This window comes from Micromonospora sp. CNZ296, assembly GCF_007827635.1.
The window spans coordinates 98,958-110,570 of record NZ_VISW01000010.1; the positions used below are offsets into that span (position 1 = coordinate 98,958).

The 11,613-nt window shown below is 72.2% G+C and carries 9 protein-coding genes; 6 read left to right on the plus strand and 3 right to left on the minus strand.

Translation table 11 applies throughout. The annotated features are described in order from the left end of the window. The first annotated feature begins 171 nt into the window (after positions 1-171). Together FB455_RS17995 and FB455_RS18000 are read left to right on the plus strand one after the other, a co-directional pair. A complete protein-coding gene (locus tag FB455_RS17995; RefSeq protein WP_145754171.1) occupies positions 172-2,997 on the plus strand; it encodes a transglycosylase domain-containing protein in 2,826 nt (941 codons plus the stop codon). A 122-nt stretch (positions 2,998-3,119) separates the two neighbouring features. Beyond that, complete coding sequence (locus tag FB455_RS18000; RefSeq protein ID WP_145754175.1) at positions 3,120-4,676, plus strand: glycosyltransferase 87 family protein; 1,557 nt, start codon at positions 3,120-3,122, stop codon at positions 4,674-4,676. A gap of 21 nt (positions 4,677-4,697) precedes the next feature. Here the strand turns inward: FB455_RS18000 and FB455_RS18005 are convergent, their stop codons facing one another. Together FB455_RS18005 and FB455_RS18010 are read right to left on the minus strand one after the other, a co-directional pair. Continuing rightward, positions 4,698-6,770, minus strand: coding sequence for a hypothetical protein (locus FB455_RS18005; protein WP_145754191.1), 2,073 nt, complete (start codon positions 6,768-6,770; stop codon positions 4,698-4,700). After that, positions 6,767-7,549, minus strand: a complete 783-nt coding sequence (locus FB455_RS18010) for a deoxyribonuclease IV (RefSeq protein WP_145754194.1) — start codon at positions 7,547-7,549, stop codon at positions 6,767-6,769. Before FB455_RS18010 ends, FB455_RS18005 begins: the two co-directional genes overlap by 4 nt. A 634-nt stretch (positions 7,550-8,183) precedes the next feature. Here FB455_RS18010 and rpsF point away from each other — a divergent pair. From rpsF to rplI, 4 genes are all read left to right on the plus strand, one after another. Further along, positions 8,184-8,474: a 30S ribosomal protein S6 gene (rpsF, locus tag FB455_RS18015; protein ID WP_013289357.1), complete on the plus strand. Its 291-nt coding sequence runs from the start codon at positions 8,184-8,186 to the stop codon at positions 8,472-8,474. An 81-nt stretch (positions 8,475-8,555) separates the two neighbouring features. Further along, positions 8,556-9,083, plus strand: a complete 528-nt coding sequence (locus tag FB455_RS18020) for a single-stranded DNA-binding protein (protein WP_018788497.1) — start codon at positions 8,556-8,558, stop codon at positions 9,081-9,083. Between the two features lie 41 nt (positions 9,084-9,124). Beyond that, positions 9,125-9,364 carry a 30S ribosomal protein S18 gene (gene rpsR, locus FB455_RS18025; protein ID WP_013289355.1) on the plus strand — a complete coding sequence of 80 codons (240 nt, stop codon included), beginning with the start codon at positions 9,125-9,127 and terminating at the stop codon, positions 9,362-9,364. Between the two features lie 14 nt (positions 9,365-9,378). Continuing rightward, positions 9,379-9,825 (plus strand): 50S ribosomal protein L9, encoded by a 447-nt coding sequence (gene rplI, locus FB455_RS18030; RefSeq protein ID WP_013289354.1) that lies wholly within the window; start codon positions 9,379-9,381, stop codon positions 9,823-9,825. Between the two features lie 66 nt (positions 9,826-9,891). On the opposite strand, the gene FB455_RS18035 is transcribed toward rplI, so the two are convergent. Next, on the minus strand, positions 9,892-11,562 hold the full coding sequence (locus FB455_RS18035; RefSeq protein WP_145754198.1) for a hypothetical protein: 1,671 nt from the start codon (positions 11,560-11,562) through the stop codon (positions 9,892-9,894). Between the last annotated feature and the right edge of the window lie 51 nt (positions 11,563-11,613).

The following is an 11,613-nucleotide window of genomic DNA, read 5'->3' on the forward strand; positions in this document are numbered from 1 at the left end:
GGCCCATTCCCCGGGCGGCAGGATCGACAGCCTTTACGCGTAATTGGTCCGAATAGATCGGATTTGACGGGCGATCGCTGGCACGGCCGGCGGGTAACGTCCCGTGTTCCAGCTCACGGCAACCCGGTGGCGGCGCCCCCGCGCCCCACCGCGACCGGCAGGGTGTGAGGAATGAACTACGGCGATCCCAGTTCTTCGCGTGGGCGGGCCCAGATCCCGGGCCCGAACGGCGACCCCGGTTCCGAAGGGAGCCGGGGCGGGAACGGTTGGTCCGGCGCGGCTGAGGGCGGCGCCTCGGCGCGCGCCTCCGCGACACCGTACGGCGCGGGCGGCCGGGCCTCGGTCGGTGGCGCTCCGGCGCCGCGCGGGGCGGCAGGCTCGGCCTCGGTCGGCCGGGCCGGCGCGGGCGGCCGGGCCTCGGTGCCCGTCTCGCCGGCACCCGGCGTCTCCGGACGCGCGGGCGCCGGCCGGGCGTCGGTGCCCGTCTCCCCGGCCGCTCCGGCCGGACGCGCCTCGGTGGGCGCGGCGAGCGTCGGCGCGGCTGGCCCCGGCGGGCGTGCGAGCGTGGGCGCACGCGCGAGCGTCGGCGCGGCGGCCGTCGGTGGCCGCGCCCGGGTGCCCGGCGCCTCCGGCGGCGGCCCCGGTGGTCCCGGCGGTCCGGCCGGCCCCGGCCGGCGTGGCCGCGGCGAGGACCCGGCGCGGGCGAAGAAGCGCCGCCGGATCAACATGCTGATCGCCGGCTTCGCCGTGTTCATCATGCTCGCCGGCATCGGCGTGGTGAGTTTCACCTGGTACTCCACCAAGGTGGTGCTCCCGGAGGACACCATCCCGCCGCTGTCCACCACCATCTACGACTCGACCGGCAAGCAGGCCATCGCCCGGATCGGCGACCAGAACCGCCAGCTGGTCACCATCGACCAGATCCCGGAGCACGTCCAGCACGCGGTCGCCGCGGCGGAGGACCGGAACTTCTACAAGCACTCCGGTGTGGACTACAAGGGCATCGCCCGCGCCGCGTGGAACAACCTCACCGGCGGCGACAAGCAGGGCGCCTCGACCATCACCCAGCAGTACGCGCGCAACGCGTTCGAGAACTTGAACCAGGACACGTACGGCCGCAAGGTGAAGGAGGCGATCCTCGCCTCCAAGCTGAACGACAAGTACGACAAGCGCGTGATCATGCAGCACTACCTGAACGTCATCTACTTCGGCCGTGGCGCGTACGGCATCCAGGCGGCGGCGCGGACCTACTTCGGCAAGGACGTCAAGAGCCTGACCGTGGCCGAGGCCGCGGTGCTCGCCGCGCTGATCAAGCAGCCGGAGCCGAGCGCCACCCACCAGGGCTACGACCCGGCGATCAACCCGACCGCCGCGCTGGACCGGTGGAACTACGTGATCAACGGCATGATCACGGAGAAGTGGCTGGACGCGCCGAACACGCCGCAGCACCCCACCGAGTACCCGACGAACATCGCGAAGCCGTCGAAGAACAGCGGCGGCGGCTTCGGCATCGACACCCCGTACGGCAACATCGTCAACTACGTCTCGCAGGAACTGCGCGAGATGAAGCTCTGCACCGACAACGAGGCCGAGGCGACCGAGAAGAAGCCGCTGTGCTCGAAGGCGCTGAGCCGGGGTGGCTACAAGATCACCACCACCATCAACCAGAAGATGCAGGAGGCGGCGCTCGCCGCGGCCCAGCGGGCCAAGAAGGGCTCCGAACTCGCCGGCCAGCCGCCGAACCTGATGGCCGCCGTGGTGGCCATCGACCCGAAGACCGGCCGGGTGCTCGCCTACTACGGCGGCGACAACGGCACCGGCACCGACTACGCCGGGAAGAACGTCGACAACGGCGTGGTCAGCGGCGGTCACTCGCCGGGCTCGAGCTTCAAGATCTACACGCTCGCCGCCGCCCTGAAGGAAGGCATCTCGCTCAAGTCCCGGTGGAAGGGATCGGCGTTCACGCCGAAGGGCACCAAGTTCAAGGTCAGCAACGCCGGCGCCGACCGGGTCACCTGCGGTGACTCCTGCACGCTCGAGCAGTCGACGCTGAAGTCGCTGAACGTGCCGTTCTACTACATCACCGAGCAGATCGGCCCGGACAAGGTGCTCGACATGGCCAAGCAGGCCGGCGTCACCACCATGTGGCAGACCGACACCAACCCGGCCAAGGCGCACGACCTGACCAAGGCCGACCCGAAGGACCTGGCGCCGTCGCCGTTCTTCCACGTCGTCGGCTACGGCCAGTACCCGATCACGGTGCTCGACCACGCCAACGGCGTCGCCACGTTCGCCAACCAGGGCGTCTACCACAAGGCGCACTTCGTGAAGCTGGTGCAGAAGCAGAACCCGGACACCGGCAAGTGGGACACGGTCGGCGGGGAGAAGCTCAAGGGGCAGCAGCGGATCGACAAGGACATCGTCGCCGACGTGACGTCCGTGCTGAAGCAGTACCCGGGCCAGATCAACAAGCGCCTCGAGGAGGGCCGGCAGGTCGCCGAGAAGACCGGCACCTGGGAACTCGGTGACAAGACCACCCGCAACGGCGATGCCTGGATGATCGGCTACACGCCGCAGCTCGCCACAGCCGTCTGGGTCGGAAACGTCAAGGACCGCAAGGCGATCAAGTACAAGGACGGCCGGGACATCAGCGGCGCCCGGATGCCGGGTGACATCTTCCAGCGCTTCATGAACGACGCGCTCAAGGGCAAGGACAAGGAAGAGTTCCCGCCCGCCGCGAACGTCGGCGACGACGAGGCCGGCAACGGCGAGGCGCCGCCGCCGACGAACGAGCCCGGCCAGCCGGGCGGCCCGAACTGCGACCCGCTGGGTCTGTTCTGCCCCGGCGGCACGCCCGGTGGCGGCAACCCCGGCGGCGGCGACCAGGGTGGCAACAACCCCGGCGGGGGTGGGCTCCCCGGAGGCGGCGGACGCCCCGGTGGTGGCGGTGGCGGCGGTGGGCTGCTGCCGAGCACACCACCGACACGGCAGAACTGACGCGTACCACCTGACGGCGGCGGCCGGACCCGAGCGGTCCGGCCGCCGCCGCGTTTCGCGTACCGGAATTTCTCCGCGCGCGACGGGACGGCGACCCCCGGTGTACGGCAGGATGCCTCTCCATGAGCACCCAGTCGCCCGCAGGCATCGATGAGCCCGGCGCGTCCGAGGCGGCGCCACGATCCGCAGAGACGGTGGACCACCCGTCCCGCTCGGACTGGTTCGTCCGGGGCGCCTCCGGTCTGATCGGCGGGCCGCTCGGCGACCACGCCGCCACCCTGGACCGGCCCGCCGGCCGGGAGAGCCGGTTCTGGACCGCCGGCCGGATCGTGCTGGCGCTGGTGTGCCTGACGCTGGCCCTGCACTGGGTGCAGAAGTCGCCCTGCCAGGACGGCGCCTGGCAGAACAACGTCCAGTACACCCGGATGTGCTACACCGACGTGCTGGCGCTCTACTACGCCGAAGGGCTCAACGAGGGCAAGGTGCCCTACGCCGACCACCCGGTGGAGTACCCGGTGCTGACCGGGTACTTCATGGGCGCGCTCGGCCTGCCGGTGCACGCCCTCGGCGCCGACAACCCCGCCATCAACCAGGGTCAGTGGTTCTACAACCTGAACGCGCTGGTGCTCGGCGCGCTCGCGGTCGCCACCGTCGCCGTGATCCTCAGCCTGCGCCGACGACGACCCTGGGACGCCGCGTTGTTCGCGCTCTCCCCGGCGCTGGTGCTCACCGCCACCGTCAACTGGGATCTGCTCGCCATCGGCCTGGCCGCGTTCGGCCTGCTGGCCTGGGCGCGCGCCCGGCCCGACCGGTACGCGCTGCTGCTGCCCGGACTGGCCGGCGTCCTCATCGGACTGGGCGGCGCGGCCAAGATGTGGCCGCTGTTCATCCTCGGCCCGATCCTGGTCCTCGCGTTGCGCGCCGGGAAACTGCTGGCCGGGCTCGTCGCCACGGCGACCGCGCTGGTGACGCTCGTGGCCGTGAACCTGCCGGTGGCGATCCCGTACCGGGAGAACTGGGAACGCTTCTTCGACCTGAACACCACGCGCCCCATCGACTGGGGCACGCTCTGGTACATCGGCCGCTACCTGGACGGCCGGATCAGCCCGTCCTCACCCGGCCAGCTCGGGCCCTTCGAGTGGCTCAACGCGAACATCCCCACCCTCAACTGGCTGTCGTACCTGCTCTTCGGCCTGGCCTGCCTCGGCGTGGCCGGGCTGGCGCTGCTGGCGCCGCGCCGCCCCCGGCTGGCCCAGCTCGCCTTCCTGGTGGTCGCCGCGTTCCTCATCTTCAGCAAGGTGTGGTCCCAGCAGTTCGTGCTCTGGCTGCTGCCGCTCGCGGTGCTCGCCCGGCCGCGCTGGGGCGCGTTCCTGGCCTGGCAGGTCGCCGAGGTCGGCTACTTCGCCGCGTTCTACGGCGAACTGCTCGGCACGGCCATGTCCCGGCCGGTCTTCCCCGAGGGCGTCTTCGTGCTGGCGTCGAGCCTGCGCCTGATCACCGTGGCGGTGCTCTGCGGATTCGTCATCCGGGACATCATGCGGCCCGAACTGGACGTCGTCCGGCACACCTACGCCGACGACCCGGACGGCGGGGTGCTCGACGGCGCGCCCGACGCGCCCTGGCATCAGCGCTGGCGGGCGCGCGCCGCCGAACGGCCCGCCGAACCCGTTCCGGTGTGACCGAGACGGTCGTGTTCCGGTCTACAGCCGGAACACGACCGCCTCGCCGACCTGCTCCCGCGTCACGCCCAGCGCGTCGACCGGCCGGTCGAGCATCCCCTCCCACGGGGTGCCCTCCAGCTCGTCGCGCAACACGACCACGTTCTTCACGCCGATCTGCCGCAGGTAGTCGACGCTCGCGTAGTCCGGGAAGCTGACTGTCGCCTCGCGGATCTGGGCCTGCGAACGCGGCGTGAAACCGCTGCCGCCGTTGACCATCGGCTGGAACCGGTCGGTGGACCACAGCATCACCGGCTGATCGAGGTTCTGGCTGCTCGGCAGCACCAGCATCGGGCCGTCCACAGTTCGCATCGCCGCCGGCTGCCGCGGCACCACCGGCTGCGGCGTGGCGTTCAGCCCTTCCACGAGCACCAGCGCCAGCGGCAGCAGCGTGGCCAGGCGCAGCCACGGGCCCGGCCACGGCGGCACCCGCTCGGCGGCCAGCTCGCGTACCCGCATGCAGAACGCGGTGACCGCGCCGGCCGCGAGCAGACCCAGCAGCAGCGTGGCCCAGAGCATCATCCGGCCCGGCGTGCGCAGCCCGCTCCAGCCCGGCACGTAGTCGAACAACGGCACGTAGGTGAACCGGCCGCCGAAGAACCGGGTGCCCATCGCCAGCGCCATCGTCACCAGCACGCCGGCGAGCAGAAAGATCCGGTGCCGGACCCGCCAGACCGAGAAGAACAGACCACCGGCGGCGAGCGCGTAGAGCACGAAGCCCGGCAGCAGCGTCATCTCCGGATGCCAGGGCAGCACGGCACGGGCACCCTCGTGCAGCCCGCCCCAGACCCGGGACTCGGCCGGCGCGGTGAAGAACCCGCTCGCCGGCGGCGAGTAGAGCCCGATGTCGCCGAGCGTCCGTTCCGCGTTCGGGTGCAGCTCGGCCACCTTGAAGTACGGCACCGCCAGCGCCGCGCCCACCGCGGCGAAGGCGAGCCCGCCGAACACGTCGGCCAGGAACAGCCGCCGCCCGAACGGACGCTTCACCCGGCGCCGTCGCACGAACCACAGCACCACCGCGACCAGAACGGTCCCGGCCAGCATGTACGCGAACGGCAGCCCGATACCGAACCCCAGGCTGAGCTGCCACGCGGCCACCAGCCACCCGGCGAACGCCCAGCCCGCGTGCCGGCGGCGCGGCCGGTAGCCGTACCGCAGCGACCAGCCGTGACCCCGCGCCAGCATGGCCAGCGCCAGCGGGATGCCGCCGTTGGAGAGGATGTGCAGGTGCCCCGCCTGGGCCAGCAGCCACGGCGCGTAGGCGAAGCTCGCCCCGGCCACCGCGCCGCCGATGCGGCCCGCGCCGAGCTGCCGGGCCAGCACGTACGCGCCGAACGCGGCGAGCGCGTGCGCCAGCACGAACATGATGTTGTAGCGCAGCACGGCGTGCTCCGGGCCGACCCCGATCAGGCCGGCCGGGGCGTACCCGAGGAGCGTGTCGGAGAACGCGAAGCTCCAGTTCTCCGGATAGAACGTGTTCGCGTGCCACAGCATCGCCGGGTCGGTCCGCAGGATGTGGCCGGACCACGCCATCTGCCACGCCTGCAGGCTCGGATCCCAGTAGTCCTGCGGCAGCGTGTGCCGCGGATAGCGCAACGTGGGCCAGGTCATCGCCGCGGCCAGCGCCAGTGCGGCGACGGCGGCGAGCGTCCACTCGTGCACCAGGAACCGGCCGACCGCGCGGACGGCCCGGCGGGCCCGGCCGAGCACCGGCTCCGGCGCGGGCCCGAACGCGGACCAGGGATCGGCGGCCTCGCCGTCGGCCGTACCCGTTGTGTTCTCGTCTCCGGCGTCGGCCTTGTCGGCGGCGGTTCCGCCGTCGCCGCCGTTCGTCCGGGCGTCGTGGGCGTCGCCCTCGGCGGCGGCCTCGTCCCGGGCCTCGGCCTTCTTTCCGGCGGTGTCGTCCGTGCCGGATCCGCCCCCGGCGGTCCCACCCTCGCCGGGCGGGGCCGTCCCGGTCGCGTCGTCCGGCCGGTCCGGTGCGGTCGCGTCGCCGTCCGGACGGGGCTCGGCGCCGGACCGGCGGCCGGTCGTGCCGGACTGCTCGGTCGTCACGCCGCCGCGCCCAACTGCCCGCGCAGGAACGCGATGTCGGCGGTCTGGCCCTCGATGCCGCCGGGGGTCTCCACGATCACCGGTGCGCCGGCCGCGCGGATCACCGCCACCAGCAGCTCCGGATCGATGGTGCCGCCGGTCAGGTTGTCGTGCCGGTCCTGGCCGGAGTTGAACGCGCCCTTGGAGTTGTTCGCGTGGATCAGGTCGATCCGGCCGGTGATCGCCTTCACCCGGTCGACCAGGCCCAGCAGTTCCTCGCCGCCCGCGTACGCGTGGCAGGTGTCCAGGCAGAAGCCGACCTCGTGGTCGCCGAGCGCGTCCCAGAGCCGGGCCAGCGAGTCGAGGTGCCGGGCGCAGGCGTTGTCACCGCCGGCGGTGTTCTCGATCAGCACCGGCAGCGGGAAGCCGCCCGAGTCCGCCGCGTACGCGAAGGTCTTGCGCCAGTTGTCGAAGCCGACCGCGACGTCGTGGCCGGCGTTGACGTGGCCGCCGTGCACGATCAGCCCTCTGGCCCCGACGTCCGCCGCGGCGGACGCGTGGGCGAGCAGCAGCTTGCGGCTGGGAATGCGGATCCGGTTGTTGAGCGTGGCCACGTTGATCACGTACGGCGCGTGCACGTAGAGGTCGACGTCGGCGGAACGCAGGCGCTCGGCGTCCTCGCGCGGCTTCGGGGCCTTCCAGCCCTGCGGGTCGGCCAGGAAGAACTGGACCGCCTCGGCCTGCCGGGCGGCCGCCTCGGCCAGCGGGTCGGTCGGGTCGACGTGGGCTCCGATTCGCATGCAGGGCAGCCTACGTCGCGCCTGCGACGGTCGGCGCGCTCGCGGGAGGCGCCCGGCGGGTCGGCCGCGTCACCACCCGGCCCGGCGGTCGTTGTCCGAGGTGGGATCGATGGTCGACGCTCCGCCCGCACGTGGTCCACAGCACGGACGGGCGAGGGTGGACCCCCGGAAACGGGACGCCCCGCCGTGCGGCCCGGCACTGCGGGGCGGGATCCGCTCGTCATCCCGGTACGGGAGGCCAGCAGTAGGACCAATTCCTCCATTTACCCCAAGTGGTGACGAGAGCCATTGTATGGTCAGACCAGGTGACAACACGATAAAGCTCCGCGGGGCGTCTTCGATCCAACCTCATCGGTGTGGTCGTTCCTCCCCAGGTCCCACCCAAGGAATGCGGACGGGACGCCCCGCGGTCCCGTGGACAGGGGTCCACCTGCCGGCTCGCCGGAGGTGGGCCCCTGTCGCCGCACCCGGCACACCGGGACCACCGGCCCGGCCATGATCGTCCGGACCGGCTATCCTGGTCCGGTTGTCCGTGTGTCCGGCCGGGTTCCCCCGGCACCGGCGCGGGCAACGACGCACGACCTCCTGCCACGGAAGGACCGTGGCCGCTTAGCCCACAGGAGGTGAGCACGTCTTGCGTCATTACGAAGTCATGGTGATCCTCGACCCCAGCCTCGAGGAGCGCACCGTCGCCCCGTCGCTCGACACGTACCTGAACGTGATCCGGACCGCGGGTGGCTCGGTGGAGAAGACCGACGTGTGGGGCCGCCGGCGCCTCGCGTACGAGATCAACAAGAAGGCCGAGGGCATCTACGCCGTCATCGACCTCCAGGCGACGCCGGAGGCCGTTGGCGAGCTGGACCGTCAGCTCCGACTCAACGAGTCGGTGCTGCGCACCAAGGTCATCCGCCCGGAGATGCGCTGAGCATCTAGACCCGGCACGTCCGGATCACAAGCCTCATCCACGCTGTCGTACGGCTCTGAGAGCCTGACGGCACAAAGATGAGTGCGCGAGGAGATGGTCATGGCAGGAGACACCACCATCACGGTCATCGGCAACCTGACCGATGACCCCGAGTTGCGATTCACCCCCTCCGGTGCGGCGGTCGCCAAGTTCCGGGTCGCTTCGACGCCCCGCTTCATGGACAAGGCCTCCGGCGAGTGGAAGGACGGCGAGCCGCTGTTCCTCTCGTGCACGGTCTGGCGCCAGGCCGCCGAGAACGTCGCCGAGTCGCTGCAGCGCGGCGCTCGCGTGATCGTGTCCGGCCGACTGCGCCAGCGGTCGTACGAGACCCGCGAGGGTGAGAAGCGCACCGTCATCGAGCTGGAGGTCGACGAGATCGGCCCGTCGCTGCGCTACGCCACGGCGAAGGTGCAGAAGATGTCCCGCTCCGGTGGCGGTGGCGGCGGCTTCGGTGGTGGTGGCGGCCAGGGCGGCGGCGGAGGCAACTTCGACGACCCCTGGGCCTCTGCTGCCCCCGCCCCCTCCCGCGGTGGTTCGGGCGGCAACTTCGACGAGGAGCCTCCGTTCTGATGGCGCCGAGCGCCCGCGATCGCAAACCAGGAGCACGAGCAATGGCTAAGGCTGCGGCCCTTCGCAAGCCGAAGAAGAAGGTGAACCCGCTCGACAAGGACGGGATCACCTACATCGATTACAAGGACACCGCGCTGCTGCGCAAGTTCATCTCCGACCGCGGCAAGATCCGCGCTCGACGGGTGACCGGCGTGACCTCGCAGCAGCAGCGGCAGATCGCCCGTGCGGTCAAGAACGCCCGCGAGATGGCGCTCCTGCCGTACACGGCCACGACCCGCTGAGAGGAGGCACGGACATGAAGATCATCCTCACTCAGGAGGTGTCCGGCCTCGGCTCTCCGGGCGACATCGTCGAGGTCAAGGACGGCTTCGGCCGTAACTACCTGCTGCCGCAGGGCTTCGCGATCGCCTGGACCAAGGGCGCGGAGAAGCAGGTCACGGTCATCAAGCGGGCCCGCTCGGCCCGCGAGATCCGCGACCTGGGCCACGCCACCGAGGTCAAGACCCAGATCGAGGGTCTGAAGGTCAACCTGAAGGCCCGCGCCGGCGACGGCGGGCGGCTCTTCGGCTCGGTCACCCCGGCCGAGATCGTCGACGCCGTCAAGGCCGCCGGCGGCCCGACCCTGGACCGCCGCCGGCTGGAGCTGCCCGGCCACATCAAGGCGCTCGGCTCCTACCCGGTCAGCATCCGGCTGCACCCCGAGGTGACCGCCAAGTTCGACCTGAACGTGGTCAAGGGCTGACACCCGAAGCACGACGCGAAAGGCCCGCACCGGTCGCCGGTGCGGGCCTTTCCGCATCCCCGCCGCTCAGCCGAGCGGATTGCCGGTCACCGCGCTGATCACCACGGTGGACAGCCCACCACCCACCACCGCGGCCGCCAGCGCCACTGTCGCCGACCGCCACGTCGTCCCGACCTGCCGCAGCAGCACCGCCACCACCAGACTGCTCACCATCGCCAGCCCGAACCGCGGCGCCGCCGACACCAACGACTCCAGCGCGTGCGCACGCGGCGAGTCACAACCACCGCCGGTGATGTCCGTGACGCACCCCGCCGGAGGCTGCCCGCTCAGGAACAGCAGGCCGACCACGAGCAGCACCGCCGGAACCAGATAGCAGGCCGCCGTGTAGACCAGCGGTCGCAACGGACCACCCGGATCCGGGTCCAGCAGGTCGTCCTCCAGCCGGCGACCCCACGAACCGCCGCCGATCGTCTCCACCCGCCGCCGCAACGTCGACGCCGCCGGCTCCACCGGGCGACGACGAGGCGCGGTACGCGGCCGCGGCGCCGAGTACGCCACCGCGGGCGAACGCGGAGCCGTCGACGGTGTCTCCATCCACCGGGGGTCGTCACCGGAGAGCCGGGTGCCCGACCAGAACGCCTCGGCTCGCGCCGGCGACGCCCAGCCCTCCCGCACCGGCGGCGCCGAACGGTCCCACGGATCGGCCTCCGCGTACCGGTCGTCGGTGTCCCGCACCGGCTCCAGGAAACCGGTGTCGGTGAACCGGTCCCACTCACCCGTGTGCTCCGTACGATCCCACCGGCTCTCCGCCCGCTCCCAGCGGCTCGCGGGCACCGGCCGGTCCCAGGCGTGCACGCCCGACGCGTCCCACGGATCGACGGCGGGCGGCTCCACCGGCTCACGCTCGACGCTCCGGCGGCGCTGCCACGGATCCGCCGCCGGCCGCGACCGCGCCGACTCCGATGGCGTCGCCCGCGACCAGGCCGGCTCCGACTCGGACGCCGTCGCCCGTCCCCAGGCCGGCTCCGACTCCGCTGCCGTCGACGTCGGCCGGCCCGCGTCCGACGCCGCCGCCGGCCACTCGGCATCCGTCCCCGAGCGGGACCACGCGCCGTCCGAGGCCGCCGGCCGCGACCATGCGGAGTCCGACCCCGCCGGCGGCGGCCAGGAGGAACCCGACGCCGACCGGCGACGCCGACCCGCCGGCCGTTCACCGTCCGATCCGGCCGGCCCCTCGCTCGTACCCGCCGACTCCGGCAGCCCGGACCAGGTCACCTGCGGCCGGCGCGTCGCCGCCCGGCGCGGGCGACTCCGGGGTGCCGCCCCCGACACCGGCTCGTCGTCCTCGTCCGCCCGCCGGTTGCCCACGTACCCCCGCTCCTGCGGGGCGTCCATCGTCCACTCGGCGGTGTGGTCCGACAACGGACCCGCACCGATCGCGCGCAGATCCCGCCGACCGGCACCTGAGGCCGGCGCCTCCACCTCGTCGTCGTCGGGTGCGGCATGCCGCCCGCCGCCGTCCGCGCGACTCACCCCGGACTCCAGCGCCCAACGGGGAAGGTACGTCTCCACCGGCTCGTCCTGGCCGCGCTCGATCGCCCGCCGCCGGCTCGCCGTGCGGTAGCCCTCCGGCGCGTACGAGTCGACCCGGCGCGGCCCGGCGGGCTCGTCCCAGGAACCGCTCGGCCGTCGCTCGCGCGGGCTGTCCTCCCCGCTTCCCCAGTCCCGGTGTCTCACGGCCGGAGCGTGACCTCTCTCAACCCGAAAGTAAACCCGCTGTCCCAGGTG

Coding starts and splice junctions, on each gene's coding strand:
- rplI (WP_013289354.1), top strand. CDS start 9,379: ATGAAGATCATCCTCACTCAGGAGGTGTCCGGCCTCGGCTCTCCGGGC.
- rpsR (WP_013289355.1), top strand. CDS start 9,125: ATGGCTAAGGCTGCGGCCCTTCGCAAGCCGAAGAAGAAGGTGAACCCG.
- FB455_RS18010 (WP_145754194.1), bottom strand. CDS start 7,549: ATGCGAATCGGAGCCCACGTCGACCCGACCGACCCGCTGGCCGAGGCG.
- FB455_RS18000 (WP_145754175.1), top strand. CDS start 3,120: ATGAGCACCCAGTCGCCCGCAGGCATCGATGAGCCCGGCGCGTCCGAG.
- FB455_RS17995 (WP_145754171.1), top strand. CDS start 172: ATGAACTACGGCGATCCCAGTTCTTCGCGTGGGCGGGCCCAGATCCCG.